The following is a 16,019-nucleotide window of genomic DNA, read 5'->3' as shown; positions in this document are numbered from 1 at the left end:
CGCGCCCGCCTCCCCAACATTTGAAAAGGAAACACCATGGGTATGAACGTAGGTTCAGGCTCCGCCAAAGGAGCTGATCCGGAACCGATGATGGAAATGAACATGACCCCCTTGATCGACGTTCTGTTGGTCTTGATTATCATGTTGATTATCACGATTCCGAAGCAAAACCACTCGGTCAATCTGAACATGCCGGTCGGCACGCCGCCGCCGCAGACTGAAGAGCCCCGAGTCGTCACGATCGACGTGGACTTCGACGGTACCGTTCTCTGGGACGGCCAGGCAATCCCGGATCGTGCGACCCTGGAAGCCAAGATGAATGAAGTGGCAGCCCAGCCCAACCAGCCGGAAGTGCACCTGCGTCCGAACAAGCTGGTCGAGTACAAGGTTGTTGCCGGTGTCATGGCTACCGCCCAGCGTCTCGGCGTCACCAAGATCGGCATGGTCGGTAACGAGCAGTTCCAGTAACCGCACCAGGTTTGACCAACACGGCAGGGTTTCCCTGCCGTGTCCATTTCCAAAGAGGATTTTCGACACATGAGCAAATTCCGTCTCGCACACCTCGGCCTCGCACTGGCCGCCCTCGGCTTCACCGCAGCAACTCCCGTCATTGGCCTGGCCCCTGCCCACGCGGCAGAAGCCGTGCGCGCCGAGATCGGCAAGCCGCTGCAGGCAGCCCAGGCGCTGATGAAACAGGGCAAGCACAAGGACGCCCTGGCAAAACTGCGCGAAGCGGACAAGGTGTCCAACAAGACCGCCAACGAAAGCTTCCTGATCGAGCGCGTCCGTGCCTCGGCAGCCTCGTCGGCCGGCGACTATGACACCGCCGCCAAATCCTTCGAAGCCCTGATCGCTTCCGGCAAGCTGTCGGCGGGCGAACGCGGCCAGTTCTCGGAAGGCCTGATCGGCATCTACATGCGCGGCGGCGACCTGAACAAGGCAAACGAAGCCATCCAGCGCCAGCTGAAGGACCGCGACGATCCGAAACTGCGCGCCTACCTGCTGCAGAACTATTACAAACAGGGCAATGTCGCCGCCCTGGAATCCGAGCTGCGCGCCGCCGAAAAATCGGGCCGCATGAACGAAGACATGCTCGGCATGCTGGCCAACATCCAGCTGAAAAAGAACGACAAGGTCGGCTACGTTAACACCATCGAGAAGCTGGCCGCCAGCTATCCGAAGGCCCAGTATTGGAACGACCTGCTGAACCGCGTCCAGGGCAAACCCGGCTTCTCGGGCCGCCTGGCCGTCGACGTCTACCGCCTGAAGCTGGCCAACAACCTGCTCAAGAAGCCGAGCGAGTACATGGAAATGGCCCAGCTCGTGCTGCAAGCCAAGGCCCCGGCCGAAGCCCTGAAGATCATCGACAAGGGCTACAAGAGCGGCGCCCTGGGCACCGGCACCGACGCAGCCCGTCACCAGCGCCTGAAGGACCTGGCCGAGAAGACCCTGGCCGAGCAGAACAAGGGCATCGCTGCCCTGGAAGCCGAGTACACGGCGGCCAAGGACAACGACAACCTGGTGGGCCTCGGCTACAGCCTGGTGCAGTCGGGCCAGGCCGACAAGGGCCTGAAACTGATGGAAAACGCCATCAAGGCAGGCGGCCTGAAGTACCCTGACGAAGCCAAGCTGCGCCTGGGCGAAGCCTATGCCGCAGCCGGCAAGAAGCAGCAAGCGATCAACACCCTGAAAACCGTGGCAGGCAAGGACGGCACCGCCGACCTGGCACGCTACTGGATCATGGCGATCAATAAGCCGCTGGCTTGATTGTTCGACTGCTTTGATGCGTGCAAGCGCCGCCCTTCGGGGCGGCGTTTTTTTTGTGGATCGAAGTCGAATACGACGCGTCCCCCGACGATCAACAGAGATGTCAACGCCAACGTAAGGCGGGGTGTTTGAGACTGGGGGCCTCAAACACAAAGTGCCCACGCGGTACGTGCGCATCCGGAAGTTGTTGATCGCAATTTAACGCTCGCGAAATATGCAACGGACGGCAAGGCAGAACGATCGGGGCTACGCTCTGCATCATGAGCGACACTTCGCCGCCAACGCAAAGCGGACGTGCACGTAACAGCGTGGGCACGGAGTGCCCACCGTACGATTAAGCTAACGCAGAGAACCCGTAAGGATGAGCGCGACAGCACGTCCACATCCCACCTCCCCGCCCTCTTCCGCTATGCAACAAGCCGATACCGTATAATCAGGTATTTCACCCCGGATTGACGGGCGAGCATGGCACTCTGGAACCAATGAAGGTATTTCGCGGACTTCCCAATGACCAGGCGCGCGCACCCTGCGCCCTCACGATCGGCAACTTCGACGGTGTCCACCGCGGACACCAGGCCTTGCTCGCGCGCGTGCGGGCGGCTGCCGACAGCCTCGGGCTGGAAGCGGCCGTGATGACCTTCGAGCCGCACCCGCGCGAGTACTTCGCGCGCCGCGCCAACGACCTGAGCCGCGCCCCGGCCCGCATCGCCAACCTGCGCGACAAGCTCGAGGCGCTGGAACACGGCGGCATCGACCGCGTCATCGTCGAGCACTTCAACGAGCACTTTGCAGCCATGTCGCCGCAGGAATTCACCGAGCGCGTGCTGGTCGAGGGCCTGCACGTGAAATGGCTGATGGTCGGCGACGATTTCTGCTACGGCGCCAGGCGCGCCGGCAATGTCGCCATGCTGATCGAAGCGGGCAAGCGCTACGGCTTCCAGGTCGAAACCCTGCCCACGGTACTGGAAGGCGAGCAGCGCATCTCCTCGTCGGCGGTGCGCGCGACCCTGGCTGCCGGCGACCTGGCAGCGACGCAAGGCCTGCTCGGCCACCCCTACTCGATATCGGGCCACGTGATCCACGGCGCGAAGCTGGGCCGCACGCTCGGCTTCCCGACCCTGAATTTGCGCGTCATGCACCGCCCCGCCCTGCAAGGCATCTTCGTGGTGCAGGTGCATGGCCTCACCGATGCACCGCTGCCGGCGGTCGCCAGCCTGGGTGTGCGCCCGACCGTCGAGGACGCCGGCCGCATGCTGCTGGAAGTGCACATCTTCGACTACGCCCAGTCCTGCTACGGCAAGCTGGTGCGCGTGGAATTCCTGCACAAGCTGCGCGACGAAGAAAAATACGTCGACCTGCCGACCCTCACTGCCGCCATCGACCGCGATGCCGAGCAGGCGCGCGCCTGGTTCGCCCGCCGCGATGCGGGAGGCCAGCAAAACGGCGGCAGCGAAACAGCACGCGCCGGCGCCCTCACCGCCACCGACCGAATTTGACGCGCAAGGCCTCCGCCCAGCGCGGCTGCCTGAACTGGCGCGACCAGCATCGCCATGCCAGCGCAGCCAACACCGAATACTCCTACTGAAAAAAGCATATGTCCGAAAACAGCAAACCCGTCCAGAATGCCCCTGCCCAGAAAGGCGCCAAGAAGCCTGAGAGCAAATACCCGGTCAACATGACCGACACCCCGTTCCCGATGCGCGGCGACCTCGCCAAGCGCGAGCCGGGCTGGGTGAAACAGTGGCAGGACAAGCAGATCTACAAGCGCATCCGCAAGGCAGCGGCCGGCCGTCCAAAGTTCATCCTGCACGACGGTCCGCCGTATGCGAACGGCGACATCCACCTCGGCCACGCCGTGAACAAGATCCTCAAGGACATGGTCGTCAAGTCGCGTACCATGGCCGGCTTCGACGCGCCTTACGTGCCGGGCTGGGACTGCCACGGCATGCCGATCGAGATCCAGATCGAAAAACTGTACGGCAAGAACCTGCCGACCGCCGAAGTCTTGCAGAAAGCCCGCGCCTACGCACTGGAACAGATCGACCGCCAGCGCGCCGGCTTCATCCGCCTGGGCGTGCTCGGCGAATGGGAAAACCCCTACATGACCATGGCTTACGGTAACGAGGCCGACGAGCTGCGCGCCCTCGGCAAGCTGCTCGACAAGGGCTACGTCTACCGCGGCCTGAAGCCGGTCAACTGGTGCTTCGACTGCGGTTCGGCCCTGGCCGAGGCGGAAGTCGAATACCAGGACAAGCGCGACCCGGCAATCGACGTCGGCTTCCCGTTCGCGGAAGGCGAGAAACTCGCCGCCGCCTTCGGCCTGCCGCAGTTGCCGACCATGAACGGCTTCATCGTGATCTGGACCACCACCCCATGGACGATCCCGTCGAACCAGGCACTGAACGTGAACCCGGAAGTGACCTACGCGCTGGTGCAAGCCGAGCGTGACGGTCAGCCCCTGCTCCTGATCCTGGCGCAAGACCTGGTCGCATCGAACCTGGAGCGCTACAAGCTCGAAGGCACCGTGATCGCCACGACGACGGGCGACAAGCTGGAAGGCATCCGCTTCAAGCACCCGCTGCACGCGCAGGACGCCTTCTACGACCGCACTTCGCCGGTCTACCTGGCCGACTACGTGACCACCGACAGCGGCACCGGCGTGGTCCACTCAGCCCCTGCCTACGGCCTGGAAGACTTTATCTCGTGCAAAGCGCACGGCATGAAGGACGACGAGATCCTGACCCCGGTGATGGGCGACGGCCGCTTTGCGGGCAGCCTGCCGCTGTTCGGCGGCATGACCATCTGGGAAGCCAGCAAACCCATCTGCGACGCCCTGCGCGGCGCCGGCGCCCTGTTTGAACTCAAGATGTTCGACCACAGCTACATGCACTGCTGGCGCCATAAAACCCCGATCGTCTACCGCGCCACCAACCAGTGGTTCGCCGGCATGGACATCACGCCGAAGGACGGCGGCGCCACCCTGCGCGAAACCGCGCTGGCCGGCATCGAGAAGACCCAGTTCTTCCCGGACTGGGGCCAGGCGCGCCTGCACGGCATGATCGAGAACCGTCCGGACTGGACCCTGTCGCGCCAGCGCCAGTGGGGCGTGCCGATGGCCTTCTTCATCCACAAGGAAACCGGCGCCCTGCACCCGCGCACGCCTGAGCTGCTGGAGCAGGTGGCCAAGCTGATCGAGGAAGGCGGCATCGACGCCTGGCAGGCGCTGGATGCGCGCGACCTGCTGGGCGACGACGCCGACATCTACGAGAAGAACAAGGACACGCTGGACGTCTGGTTCGACTCGGGCGCCACCCACCAGACCGTACTGCGCGGCTCGCACAAGGAGCAGTCCGCCTTCCCGGCCGATCTCTACCTGGAAGGCTCGGACCAGCACCGCGGCTGGTTCCACTCGTCGCTGCTGACCTCGTCCATGCTGAATGGCGTGCCGCCATATAAAGCGCTGCTGACCCACGGCTTCACGGTCGACGAAAACGGCAAGAAGATGTCGAAGTCGCTGGGCAACACGCTGGCGCCGCAAAAGATCTCGGACAGCCTGGGCGCCGATATCCTGCGCCTGTGGGTGGCCTCGACCGACTACACCGGCGAACTGGCGATCAGCGAAGAAATCCTGAAGCGCGTCACCGAAGCCTACCGCCGCATCCGCAACACGCTGCGCTTCCTGCTGGCGAACACCTCGGACTTCGACCCGGCAGTGAACGCCGTGCCGGTGGCCGACATGTTCGAGATCGACCGCTACGCGCTGGCCGAAACGGCGCGCCTGCAGCGCGATATCGCCGCCCACTTCGAGCGCTACGAGTTCCACCCGGTGGTCTCGCGCCTGCAGAACTTCTGCTCGGAAGACCTGGGCGGCTTCTACCTCGACATCCTGAAGGACCGCCTGTACACCACCGGCGTGGATTCGGTCGCGCGCCGCTCGGCCCAGACCGCGCTGTGGCACATCGCCCATTCGCTCTTGCGCGTGATGGCGCCGATCCTGTCCTTCACCGCCGAGGAAGCCTGGGCCGTGTTCGCGGGCCAGCAGACCTTTGCTGACAGCGACGAGACCATCTTCACGCAAACGCTGTGGAACTTCCCTGAGCAAGCCGATGCCGAAGCGCTGCTGGCGAAGTACACCCAGCTGCGTGCGGTGCGTGCGGATGTGACCAAGCAGCTGGAAGAAGTGCGCGCCTCGGGCGCCATCGGCTCCTCGCTGCAGGCCGAGCTGACCATCAAGGCCGCCGGCGAGAAGCACGACCTGCTGGCCAGCCTGGACGACGACCTGAAGTTCGTCTTCATCACCTCGCAGGCCAGCGTCGAGCAGGCAGCCAACGAGGAAGAGGAAAGCGTGCAGGTGACGCCGTCGGAAGCGCAGAAGTGCGAGCGCTGCTGGCACTACCGCCGCGACGTCGGGGTCGACCACGCGCACGCTGGCCTGTGCGGCCGCTGCGTGGCGAACCTGTTCGGCAAGGGCGAAGCACGCCGTTTCGCGTAAGCTGTAGTCAAGCAACCGCCATGTCGTACCCGGCATGGCGGTTTTTTTACATCTGATTCCTTAATCTTTCGCAAACAAGCCCATGGCAACCAAGAAGAAACCAGGCATTTCCACGATCCACAAATCCGGCGCCGGCATCGCCCCATGGCTGGGCATCGCCTTTCTCGTCGTGCTGGTCGACCAGCTGACCAAGATCACCGTCTCGAAGCTGTTCACCTATGGCGAGACCCTGCCGGTGACGAGCTTCTTCAACCTGGTGCTGGTGTATAACCCGGGAGCGGCCTTTTCCTTCCTGGGCGACCAGGGCGGCTGGCAGCGCTGGTTCTTCACCGCGATTGCCATCGGTGCGATCTGCTTCATCCTGTATCTGCTCAAGCGTAACGCCGGCCAGCGCCTGTTCTGCTGGTCGCTGGCCCTGATCCTGGGCGGCGCCGTGGGCAACGTGATCGACCGCGTCGCCTATGGCCACGTGATCGATTTCCTGGATTTCTACTGGCGCGGTTGGGGCCACTTCCCGGCCTTTAACGTGGCCGACATCGGCATCTCGATCGGCGCCGCGCTGTTCATCCTGGACGAGCTGCGCCGCGTAAATAAAAACTGAGCAAGAACTGAATCAACACTGAAGGAGGCTGACATGAGCATGGACTTGCAAGGCAAGAAAATCGTCCTCGGCCTGTCCGGGGGCGTGGCCTGCTACAAGGCGGCCGAACTGTGCCGCGCGCTGACGAAACAGGGCGCGAAAGTGCAGGTCGTAATGACCGAAGCGGCGACCCATTTCATCGGCACGGTCACCATGCAGGCCCTGTCGGGCAACACGGTCTGGCTGGATCAATGGGACCCGCGCATGCCGAACAACATGGCGCACATCGACCTCACGCGCGGCGCCGATGCCGTGCTGATCGCGCCCTGCTCGGCCGACTTCATCCGCAAACTCGCGCACGGCGCCTGCGACGATTTGCTCTCGACTTTGTGCCTGGCGCGTCCGCACGGCGTGCCGCTGCTCGTCGCCCCGGCGATGAACGTCGAGATGTGGCAGAACCCGGCCACCCAGCGCAACGTCGCCACCTTGCAAGGCGATGGCGCCTGCATCTTCGGCCCGGCGGCCGGCGAGCAGGCCTGCGGCGAAGTCGGCCTGGGCCGCATGCTGGAACCCGAGCAATTGCTTGAAGAATTGGTCGCTTCCTTCCAGCAGAAAGTCCTGGCCGGCAAGCGCGTCCTGATCACGGCCGGCCCGACTTTCGAGGCGATCGACCCGGTGCGCGGCATCACGAACCTGTCCTCGGGCAAGATGGGCTATGCGATTGCCCGCGCCGCGCGCGAAGCCGGCGCCGAAGTGACGCTGGTGTCCGGCCCGACCGCCCTGGCCACGCCGCACGGCGTGCGCCGCATCGACGTGCTGTCGGCGGCGCAGATGCACGACGCGGTGATGGCGGGCGTGGAAGGCCAGCACGTGTTCATCGGCGTGGCGGCGGTGGCCGACTGGCGCGTGGTGAATGCCAGCGAACAGAAGCTCAAAAAGCAGGAAGGCGGCGCCCCGCCCCAGCTGGAATTCGCCCAGAACCCGGACATCCTGGCCGCGGTGGCGGCGACCACCTCGCTGTCGGGCTGGCCCTACTGCGTCGGGTTTGCGGCGGAGTCGGAAAACCTGGTCGAGTATGGCGCCGCCAAGCGCGAAAAGAAGGGGATTCCTCTGCTGGTCGGCAACATCGGCCACCACACCTTCGGGCAGGATGAGAATTCCATCGTCCTGTTCGACGACAGCGGCCACACCGTGCTGCCGCGCGCCGACAAGCTCACGCTGGCGCGCCAGCTGGTTTCCGAAATCGGCAAGCGCCTCGAACAGCGCTCGCTGCTGACTTAAATTCACCGATTCACGAAGTAACACGCATGAAAACCATCGACGTCAAAATCCTCGACCCGCGCATGAAGGAACTGCTGCCGGCCTATGCAACCCCCGGCAGCGCCGGCCTCGACCTGCGCGCCTGCATCGATGCGCCGCTCGTCATCGAGCCGGGCCAGACCGTCCTGATCCCGACCGGCCTGGCAATCCATGTCGCCGATCCGGGTTATGCGGCAATGATCCTGCCGCGCAGTGGGCTCGGCCATAAGAACGGCATCGTTCTGGGCAATCTGGTAGGCTTGATCGACTCCGACTACCAGGGCCAGCTCATGGTGTCGACCTGGAACCGCAGCGCTGCCAGCTTCACGCTGCAGCCGCTCGACCGTCTGGCCCAGCTGGTGATCGTGCCTGTCCTGCAGGTTGGCTTCAACGTGGTAGAGGAGTTCGCATCCAGCGAACGGGGCGCCGGCGGGTTCGGCAGCACCGGAAAACAATAACCCGAGGAGGACCATGATCCGCATCCATCGCCTGCGCCCTGCGGCGCTGGCCGTTACCGTCGCCGCGCTGCTGAGCGCCTGCGCCACGCCAGGCCCCGGTGGCCAGACCGGCGGCTTCCCGAATGCCGCCACCGAAACGCCGCAGGCCCAGCCGCTCACCCCGCAAATGGCCGCCGCGGCCGACACGCTCACTAAAATGGCAGCACTGCAGGACCGCCTGTACCGCGTGGCCGCGCCGCTGCTGATCGACAATGCCGAGCTCTGCACGCGCCACGCGCGCAACCTGCTCGGCTTTACCGCCAAGAACCGTTACTCCTACCCGGGCGAATACAACGAGGCCGCGCACGTGGCCTTCGGCATGGATGAACGCCTGCAGGTGACCGGCGTGCTGGCCGGCAGCGGCGCGGCGAAAGCCGGCCTGCGCCTGGGCGACGGCCTGGTCTCGGCCGGCGGCAAGCCGCTGCCGACCGGGCCGACCGCCCCGAGCACCGTCGGCGCCGTGTTCGGCCCGCTGGTGGCGGCGCAGTCGAATTTGCCGTTCACGATCGAGCGCGACGGCCGCACGCGCGAGCTGACCATCCCGGTCACGCGCGCCTGCAGCTTTGCCATTGAACTGGGCAATGCGGACAACGTGAACGCATATGCCGACGGCGGCCGGGTGATGGTCACGCGCGGCATGATCGCCGCGGCCAGGAGCGACGACGAGCTGGCCTACGTGCTGGCGCGCACCATGGCGCACAACATGCTGGGCCACCCGGCGGCGCAGCGCAATTCCGCTACCATCGACAGCGTGATCACCAACCTCACGCGCGTGACGCCGGACCTGTCGATGCTGAACGGCTCCGCCGGCATCAAGGCCATGCCGGCCGGATCGGACGCGGCGGCGGACCGCCTGGCGATTTACCTGCTGGCGCGCGCCGGCTACAACATCGAAGGCGTGTCGGCGTTCTGGAAGCGCTTCGCGGCAGCCTACCCGGCCAGCGTGGCGAACGGGCATACCGCGAACCACCCGGGCATGGCGGCGAGGCTGGCGGCGATCGATGCGGCGGTGGCGGATGTGAAGGCGAAGCGGGCGGCGAAAAGGGCGATTGCGCCTTGATCGTTGGAGGCCGCGTGTCCTTCATGGGGACGCGGCCGGGTTGGCACGTTTTCACGTTCAAATCGCGCCAACATGACGCATCGTTCCGCGTGGGCACGGGGTGCCCACCGTACGGTTAGCGTACCGGGCCATTTGCAAATATCGTTGGCCATGCTCGTACGGTGGGCACCCCGTGCCCACGCGAACATTCGCCCGGTGTTGGCCATCTTCAGGCCGCGCAGCCATCGCTCTGCCTGCGCATCCAAAGGAAAGACCCGCTGCCCCATCCTCCCCGCCGACACCCTGCCCGCTTTTTTTGTATGATTGTCATCCATACTGCACAAGCGCCAGCACCCTGAACCATGGACAGCCTCGACCTCGACGTACTGAAAACCGCCGCCAGCTGGATCGCCGCGGGCCACCGCTGCGAACTGGTCACGGTGATCAAGACCTGGGGCTCGAGCCCGCGTCCGATCGGCGCCACCCTCGCCGTGCGCGACGATGGCCGCGTGATCGGCTCGGTTTCCGGCGGCTGTATCGAGGACGACCTGATCGAGAACGTGCGCGCCAAGGGCATCTCGCCCGAGGCCAAACCGCACATCGTCAGCTACGGCATCAGCGCCGACGACGCCCACCGCTTCGGCCTGCCCTGCGGCGGCACCATCGAGCTGGCCATCGAACCCTTGAGCGCCGCCAGCGGCATCGGCGAACTGCTGCATCGCCTCGAAGGCGGCGAACTGCTGGAACGCCGCATCGACCTGAACACGGGCGTGGTCACGCTCAGCCCGGCCGCCCCGAACGCCGTGCTGCGCGTCGAGCACGAAGCCCTGGTCACCGTGCACGGCCCGCGCTGGCGCCTGTTCATCATCGGCGCAGGTCCCTTGTCGCGCTTCCTGGCGCAAGTGGCCAGCGGCATGGATTACCGCGTCATCGTCTGCGACCCGCGCGAGGAATACCGCGCCGACTGGAATGTGCCGGGTGTGGAGCTGGTGCACGCCATGCCCGACGACCTGGTCATCGAATCGCGCCTCGATGCGCGCTGCGCCGTGGTGGCGCTGACCCACGACCCCAAGCTCGACGACCTGGCCCTGATGGAAGCGCTGAAGTCCGACGCCTTTTATGTGGGCGCGATCGGCTCGCGCGTCAACAATGCGCGCCGCCGCGAGCGCCTGAAACTATTCGACCTGGACGACGAACAGCTCGATCGCCTGCATGGCCCGATCGGCCTGTACATCGGCAGCAAGACCCCGGCCGAGATCGCGATTGCCATCCTGGCCGAAATGACGGCCATCAAGAACGGCGTGCCGCAAGCGATGCTGGTGCCGCATGCGGCCGCGCCGCAGCCGGCCGGCACCGACATCTGCGCTATCTGAAGCGAGCGGCTACAATTCCAGAGCAATAACAGGGATGCGCGCCACGGCAGCGCGCGTCACGATGCGCCTTTGCCCCCGCCTTTGCCGACAATAACAACATGAACACGTCCAACTTCCTGCGTCTGCTGCTGCTCGCCGCCATCTGGGGCGGCTCCTTCCTCTTCATGCGCATCGGCGCCCCGGTGCTCGGGCCTGCCGTGCTGATCGAATACCGGGTACTGTTCGCCGCCCTGTTCCTGGCCCTGGTTGGCCTGGTGCTGCGCAAGCGCCTCGACATCCGCGCCAACTGGAAGCATTACCTGATGCTGGGCTTCTTCAATTCCGCCCTGCCCTTCCTGCTGTTCGCCTGGGGCGCGCGCACCCTGAGCGCCTCGGTGCTGTCGGTGCTGAACGCCACCGCGCCGATGTGGGGCGCCCTGCTCGGCGCGCTCTGGGGCCGCGGGACCATCACGCCGCGCACCGGCCTCGGCCTGGTGCTGGGCACGGCCGGGGTGGCCCTGCTGGTCGGCTTCGACGATGTGTCGAGCCGTCCGGGCGCCGCGCTGGCCGTGGCTGCCGCGCTGGCGGCGGCGCTGTGCTACGGCATCGCCAGCCTGTACGCCAAGTCGGCCAAGAGCGTCGATCCGTTCGCAAATGCCCATGGCACCATGTGGGCGGCGGCCCTGTTCGTGCTGCCGGCGCTGCCCTTCTTCCCTGCACCGGCAACGCCCACGCCGGGCGTCTGGGCCGCAGTGCTGGCGCTGGGCGTGCTGTGCAGCGGCATCGCTTACCTGATCTACTTCAAGCTGATCGACGATGTCGGCCCGACCTCGGCGCTGACGGTGACCTTCCTGAACCCGGTGTTCGGCATCCTGTGGGGCGCGCTGTTCCTGGGTGAAGCGGTGGGCTGGCATACGCTGGCCGGCTCCGGCATCGTGCTGGTGGGAACGGCGCTGGTGACCGGCTTCGTGCCGCGCCTGGGTCGCACCGCGGTGGCCGGCGCAGGCAAGTAATGTCCACGCAAACCTTGTCCCTGGCGCTGCCGCCGCAATACCGGGTGGACGAGGTGCTGGCTTTCCATGCGCGCGATGCGGAAGGATTGGCCGAACAGGTCAGCGGCCGCACCCTGCGCAAGGCGGTGCTGCTGGGCGGGGTGCCGCTGCTGTTCACCGTGGACTTCCTCGATGACGAGGCGCGCTGCCGCATCGAGGCGGATGGCGAGCTCGACGCAGCCACGCAGGTACTTGCCGGGGAAGCGCTGCGCAGCATGCTGGCCCTGCGCATCGATCCGGCGCCGTTTGCCGCATTCGTGCGCGGTGATGTCTTCTTCGGTCCACTGGTCGAGCATCTGCCGGGCCTGCGCATCGTGCAATCGGCGACGGTGTTCGAGGCGCTGACCTGGGCCATCATCGGCCAGCAGATCAATCTGCCGTTTGCCATCAGCCTGCGCCGCAGTTTTATCGGGCAGGCGGGCCGGCCGCACAGCAGCGGGCTGTGGTGTTATCCGGAGGCTGCGGACGTCGCGCGGCTTGCGCTCGACACGCTTACCAGCCGCAAGTTTTCGCGCGCGAAGGCGGAAACGCTGTTGCGCGTGGCGCGCATGGCGGCGGATGGCGAACTCGATTTGCGTTTGAACGACGATCCACAGGGCAGCGCGGCGCAACTGCTGGCGATCAAGGGCATCGGACCCTGGACGGTGAACTACACGCTGCTGCGCGGCTATGGCTATGCGGATTGTTCGCTCGAGGGGGACGTGGCGGTACGCAGCGCCATCGGACGGGCGCAGGGCATGGCGGAGAAGCCGTCGATCGCGCAGGCGCAGGCCTGGCTGGCGGCGTATGCGCCGCACCGGACGATGGCGGCGGCGTATTTGTGGGCGAGTTTGTAGCGGGGCCGGTGGGGACGAGTCCCCACCCTACACACCCATTCAACACCAGCGCGGCAGGCCTTCGAGGTGCTGGGCGCCTTCCCCCGAGAAGCGGATCAATTGCGACAAGGGCACCGTGGCCAGGTTTTCGCGCCCGTAGTGCCCGCCGAGCGCGCTGGGAATCTTGAGGCAGTAGGTGCGGTCTTCGGTGAGCGGGCCGAGCGTGGATTCGGCCAGGTCCACGAGTTCCGGCATGTACCAGTCGTTCAGGAAATCCTGGTTATAGGACAAGGCGTCGAACGCGGCGCGGTCTTCAGCCACCGGTTCGCAGCACAGGTCTTGCGGGCGCAGGCGCCAGTAGCTGCCGTCGGCGTCGCGGATGATCAAATTGCCGAAGGCGTTGGCGCCCAGCACTTCGACGGCGGTCAGCCCCACCCAGCCCCAGGCCTCGTTGATGTCGTCAACAGTAATCATGGTCGAGTCCGTTGTTTGCTCCAATCAGCATGGAATCGCCGGCGCGCTGCGCTTCTACAGCCGAGCCAGTCTCCAGTTCGACAATACCGGGCTCGGCAAGTGCCGTGGAAACGCTGGGTGTTTGATTTACATCGAGTGTTTTCCGACTGGAAAACGAAAAAGCCGTTGATCCCAGGGAATCAACGGCTTCGAATTTGGTTGCGGGGACAGGATTTGAACCTGTGACCTTCGGGTTATGAGCCCGACGAGCTGCCAGACTGCTCCACCCCGCGTCTGATGAAATGAATTATACGCGGCTTCGGCCGTTTAGGCAAATGCAATCCTCCGCCGATGTGCGATTGCAGCACACACGCTTCTTCCGGTGGCCAGGCGGATCGCCACTGCCGGGCTGCACTCGCGGCACAGCCGGGGCCATTCGGTGTAAAGTAAGCACACGTCCATTTTCGTCACTATCTATGAAATTCTGTTCCGAGTGCGGCCACGCGGTCGCGCTGGCCATCCCCGAGGGCGACAACCGGCCGCGCCATGTGTGCCCGCAATGCGGCACCATCCATTACCAGAACCCGAAGAACGTGATCGGCACCATTCCAGTCTGGGAACACGAAGGACAGCTGCAGGTCCTGCTGTGCCGGCGCGCCATCGAGCCGCGCTACGGCTACTGGACCCTGCCGGCCGGCTTCATGGAAAACGGCGAAACCACGGGCGAAGCGGCCGCGCGCGAAACCGAGGAAGAAGCCGGCGCCAACATCGAACTCGGCCCCCTGTTCGCCCTGCTGAACGTGGCGCACGTGCACCAGGTCCACATGTTCTATCTTGCGCGCCTGGTCGACCTCGATTTCCATCCCGGCGAGGAAAGCCTGGAAGTGCAGCTCTTCACCGAAGCCGAGATTCCCTGGGACGACCTGGCTTTCCCGACGATTCGCAAGACGCTGGAACTGTTCTTTGCCGACCGCGTCAAAATGCGCGAGGGCGGGAAGAACGTGGGCCATGGCGTGCATACCCACGATATCGTTCGCCCGATGATCGCCCCACGCGAACCCGACTGAGCAGCGAGGCCGCATGATCCCCTGGCTCGAGGCGCATACGCCCTTCCCCGATGTGTCCGAGGCGCTCACCATCGATGCGCCCGGCCTGCTCGCGGCCGGCGCCGACTTGTCTCCGCAGCGCCTGCTGCAAGCCTACCGCAACGGCATCTTTCCCTGGTTTTCCGAAGGCCAGCCCATCCTCTGGTGGAGCACCGACCCGCGCATGGTGCTCTACACCGACCATTTCAAGGTCAGCGACAGCCTGAAGAAAACCCTGCGCCGCGTCGAGCGCAGCCGTACCAGCGGCGGCCCCTGGCAGGTGCGCTTCGACAGCGACTTCGAGGCCGTGATGCGCGCCTGCGCCGCCCCGCGCAAGGATGGGCCCGGCACCTGGATTTCCGAGGACATCATCGCCGGCTATGGCGGCCTGCACGAGATGGGGCATGCGCACTCGTCGGAAGTCTGGCTCGATGGCGAACTGGTCGGCGGCGCCTATGGCGTGTGCATCGGCCGCATGTTCTATGGCGAATCGATGTTCGCGCGCGTCACTGACGCCTCGAAGGTGGCGCTGGCCTACCTGGTGTCCTTCCTGCGCGCGCACGGCGTGCGCATGATCGACTGCCAGCAGGAGACCGGCCACCTGGCCTCGCTGGGCGCGGCGCCGATCGCGCGCAGCGCCTTTTTGCAGCATCTGCGGTCCGCGATCCGCGAACCGGGCATCGAACGCTGGGAAGTGGCGCCGCCGCTGGGCGCATGAGCGCACGGTTGACCACTTAACTGTGCGCAGCGCCGGTTTCGTTAGAATAGGTCCATCACGCCGTCCCGAGAGTCTTGCATGACGCACCTAAACGACCTGCCCTTCTCCACGCTGCAGTTCTATACGACCGCACCCTATCCGTGCAGCTACCTCGACGCGCGCCAGGCGCGCTCGCAGGTGGCCACGCCTTCGCACCTGATCAATGCCGACGTGTATTCCGAGCTCGTGAAGAACGGCTTTCGCCGCAGCGGCATCTTCACCTACCGCCCGTATTGCGACGGCTGCCAGGCCTGCATCCCGGTGCGCGTGCGCTGCGCCGAGTTCGCTCCCAGCCGCACCCAGCGCCGTGCCTGGAAGCGCCATGGCGACCTGAGCGCTATGGTTGCCAACCTCGCCTTCTCCGACGAGCACTACGCGCTCTACCTGCGCTACCAGACCACGCGCCACGTCGGCGGCGGCATGGACCAGGACAGCCGCGACCAGTACGCCCAGTTCCTGCTGCAAAGCCGGGTCAACACGCGCCTGGTCGAATTCCGCGAACCCGACGGCACGCTGCGCATGGTGTCGATCATCGACGTGCTGTCCGACGGCTTGTCGTCGGTGTACACCTTCTTCGACCCCGACGTGCCGGGCGCCTCCTTTGGCACCTATAACGTGATGTGGCAGGTGGGCCAGGCGCGCGAGCTGGGGCTGCCGTATGTCTACCTCGGCTACTGGATCGAGCAAAGTCCGAAGATGGCGTATAAAACGAATTTCCGGCCTCTGGAAGCGCGCATCGGCGGCAAGTGGGGGATACTGGAACGGTAAGCAAGGATTGTCGGTACGCCATTCACACACGGTACAATGCTTGCGATCCTTTCTACGAGCGTT

The 16,019-nt window shown here is 65.2% G+C and carries 15 protein-coding genes and 1 tRNA gene; 14 read left to right on the top strand and 2 right to left on the bottom strand.

The features are described 5' to 3' along the window. Positions 1 to 36: 36 nt before the first annotated feature. From LK540_RS16050 to LK540_RS16000, 11 genes are all read left to right on the top strand, one after another. Complete coding sequence (locus LK540_RS16050; protein WP_229438308.1) at positions 37 to 468, top strand: biopolymer transporter ExbD; 432 nt, start codon at positions 37 to 39, stop codon at positions 466 to 468. 69 nt (positions 469 to 537) lie between these two features. Then, positions 538 to 1,767, top strand: coding sequence for a lipopolysaccharide assembly protein LapB (locus LK540_RS16045; RefSeq protein WP_229438307.1), 1,230 nt, complete (start codon positions 538 to 540; stop codon positions 1,765 to 1,767). A 482-nt stretch (positions 1,768 to 2,249) separates the two neighbouring features. Next, the gene (locus tag LK540_RS16040; RefSeq protein ID WP_229438306.1) at positions 2,250 to 3,263 is read left to right on the top strand and encodes a bifunctional riboflavin kinase/FAD synthetase; all 1,014 of its coding nucleotides are present in this window, start codon (positions 2,250 to 2,252) and stop codon (positions 3,261 to 3,263) included. Between the two features lie 98 nt (positions 3,264 to 3,361). Then, complete coding sequence (gene ileS / locus LK540_RS16035) at positions 3,362 to 6,259, top strand: isoleucine--tRNA ligase (protein ID WP_229438305.1); 2,898 nt, start codon at positions 3,362 to 3,364, stop codon at positions 6,257 to 6,259. A gap of 82 nt (positions 6,260 to 6,341) precedes the next feature. Then, positions 6,342 to 6,860, top strand: coding sequence for a signal peptidase II (gene lspA / locus LK540_RS16030; protein WP_229438304.1), 519 nt, complete (start codon positions 6,342 to 6,344; stop codon positions 6,858 to 6,860). A gap of 39 nt (positions 6,861 to 6,899) precedes the next feature. Further along, on the top strand, positions 6,900 to 8,120 hold the full coding sequence (gene coaBC, locus LK540_RS16025) for a bifunctional phosphopantothenoylcysteine decarboxylase/phosphopantothenate--cysteine ligase CoaBC (protein ID WP_229438409.1): 1,221 nt from the start codon (positions 6,900 to 6,902) through the stop codon (positions 8,118 to 8,120). A 26-nt stretch (positions 8,121 to 8,146) separates the two neighbouring features. Next, entirely contained in the window at positions 8,147 to 8,596 is a 450-nt protein-coding gene (gene dut / locus LK540_RS16020) for a dUTP diphosphatase (protein ID WP_229438303.1), read from the top strand. A 13-nt stretch (positions 8,597 to 8,609) separates the two neighbouring features. Further along, positions 8,610 to 9,695, top strand: coding sequence for a M48 family metallopeptidase (locus LK540_RS16015; protein ID WP_229438302.1), 1,086 nt, complete (start codon positions 8,610 to 8,612; stop codon positions 9,693 to 9,695). A gap of 341 nt (positions 9,696 to 10,036) precedes the next feature. Continuing rightward, positions 10,037 to 11,047, top strand: a complete 1,011-nt coding sequence (locus LK540_RS16010) for an XdhC family protein (RefSeq protein ID WP_229438301.1) — start codon at positions 10,037 to 10,039, stop codon at positions 11,045 to 11,047. Between the two features lie 98 nt (positions 11,048 to 11,145). Beyond that, on the top strand, positions 11,146 to 12,039 hold the full coding sequence (locus tag LK540_RS16005) for a DMT family transporter (RefSeq protein ID WP_229438300.1): 894 nt from the start codon (positions 11,146 to 11,148) through the stop codon (positions 12,037 to 12,039). Continuing rightward, positions 12,039 to 12,914 (top strand): AlkA N-terminal domain-containing protein, encoded by an 876-nt coding sequence (locus tag LK540_RS16000; RefSeq protein ID WP_229438299.1) that lies wholly within the window; start codon positions 12,039 to 12,041, stop codon positions 12,912 to 12,914. Before LK540_RS16005 ends, LK540_RS16000 begins: the two co-directional genes overlap by 1 nt. Before the next feature lie 39 nt (positions 12,915 to 12,953). Here the strand turns inward: LK540_RS16000 and LK540_RS15995 are convergent, their stop codons facing one another. Both LK540_RS15995 and LK540_RS15990 read right to left on the bottom strand, forming a co-directional pair. Next, on the bottom strand, positions 12,954 to 13,367 hold the full coding sequence (locus tag LK540_RS15995; RefSeq protein ID WP_229438298.1) for a T6SS immunity protein Tdi1 domain-containing protein: 414 nt from the start codon (positions 13,365 to 13,367) through the stop codon (positions 12,954 to 12,956). A 195-nt stretch (positions 13,368 to 13,562) separates the two neighbouring features. Further along, a tRNA-Met gene (locus tag LK540_RS15990) sits at positions 13,563 to 13,639 on the bottom strand. Between the two features lie 183 nt (positions 13,640 to 13,822). Between LK540_RS15990 and LK540_RS15985 the strand changes: the two genes are divergently transcribed. The 3 genes from LK540_RS15985 (at position 13,823) to LK540_RS15975 (ending at position 15,956) form a co-directional block, all read left to right on the top strand. Beyond that, entirely contained in the window at positions 13,823 to 14,413 is a 591-nt protein-coding gene (locus LK540_RS15985) for an NUDIX hydrolase (RefSeq protein ID WP_229438297.1), read from the top strand. A 13-nt stretch (positions 14,414 to 14,426) separates the two neighbouring features. Then, positions 14,427 to 15,149, top strand: coding sequence for a leucyl/phenylalanyl-tRNA--protein transferase (aat, locus tag LK540_RS15980; RefSeq protein WP_229438296.1), 723 nt, complete (start codon positions 14,427 to 14,429; stop codon positions 15,147 to 15,149). Positions 15,150 to 15,227: 78 nt separating this feature from the next. Then, positions 15,228 to 15,956 (top strand): arginyltransferase, encoded by a 729-nt coding sequence (locus LK540_RS15975; protein ID WP_229438295.1) that lies wholly within the window; start codon positions 15,228 to 15,230, stop codon positions 15,954 to 15,956. The last annotated feature ends 63 nt before the right edge of the window (positions 15,957 to 16,019 follow it).

The sequence above is a fragment of the Massilia sp. IC2-278 genome (genome assembly GCF_020708045.1).
Taxonomy (GTDB): Bacteria; Pseudomonadota; Gammaproteobacteria; order Burkholderiales; family Burkholderiaceae_D; genus Telluria.
The sequence above is the reverse complement of the archived record's forward strand: the minus strand, read 5'-3'. Positions and strand labels throughout refer to the sequence as shown.

What these genes read in the sequence shown, in the direction of transcription:
- LK540_RS16050 (WP_229438308.1), top strand. Translation starts at nt 37, where the DNA reads ATGGGTATGAACGTAGGTTCAGGCTCCGCCAAAGGAGCTGATCCGGAA.
- LK540_RS16045 (WP_229438307.1), top strand. Translation starts at nt 538, where the DNA reads ATGAGCAAATTCCGTCTCGCACACCTCGGCCTCGCACTGGCCGCCCTC.
- LK540_RS16040 (WP_229438306.1), top strand. Translation starts at nt 2,250, where the DNA reads ATGAAGGTATTTCGCGGACTTCCCAATGACCAGGCGCGCGCACCCTGC.
- ileS (WP_229438305.1), top strand. Translation starts at nt 3,362, where the DNA reads ATGTCCGAAAACAGCAAACCCGTCCAGAATGCCCCTGCCCAGAAAGGC.
- lspA (WP_229438304.1), top strand. Translation starts at nt 6,342, where the DNA reads ATGGCAACCAAGAAGAAACCAGGCATTTCCACGATCCACAAATCCGGC.
- coaBC (WP_229438409.1), top strand. Translation starts at nt 6,900, where the DNA reads ATGGACTTGCAAGGCAAGAAAATCGTCCTCGGCCTGTCCGGGGGCGTG.
- dut (WP_229438303.1), top strand. Translation starts at nt 8,147, where the DNA reads ATGAAAACCATCGACGTCAAAATCCTCGACCCGCGCATGAAGGAACTG.
- LK540_RS16015 (WP_229438302.1), top strand. Translation starts at nt 8,610, where the DNA reads ATGATCCGCATCCATCGCCTGCGCCCTGCGGCGCTGGCCGTTACCGTC.
- LK540_RS16010 (WP_229438301.1), top strand. Translation starts at nt 10,037, where the DNA reads ATGGACAGCCTCGACCTCGACGTACTGAAAACCGCCGCCAGCTGGATC.
- LK540_RS16005 (WP_229438300.1), top strand. Translation starts at nt 11,146, where the DNA reads ATGAACACGTCCAACTTCCTGCGTCTGCTGCTGCTCGCCGCCATCTGG.
- LK540_RS16000 (WP_229438299.1), top strand. Translation starts at nt 12,039, where the DNA reads ATGTCCACGCAAACCTTGTCCCTGGCGCTGCCGCCGCAATACCGGGTG.
- LK540_RS15995 (WP_229438298.1), bottom strand. Translation starts at nt 13,367, where the DNA reads ATGATTACTGTTGACGACATCAACGAGGCCTGGGGCTGGGTGGGGCTG.
- LK540_RS15985 (WP_229438297.1), top strand. Translation starts at nt 13,823, where the DNA reads ATGAAATTCTGTTCCGAGTGCGGCCACGCGGTCGCGCTGGCCATCCCC.
- aat (WP_229438296.1), top strand. Translation starts at nt 14,427, where the DNA reads ATGATCCCCTGGCTCGAGGCGCATACGCCCTTCCCCGATGTGTCCGAG.
- LK540_RS15975 (WP_229438295.1), top strand. Translation starts at nt 15,228, where the DNA reads ATGACGCACCTAAACGACCTGCCCTTCTCCACGCTGCAGTTCTATACG.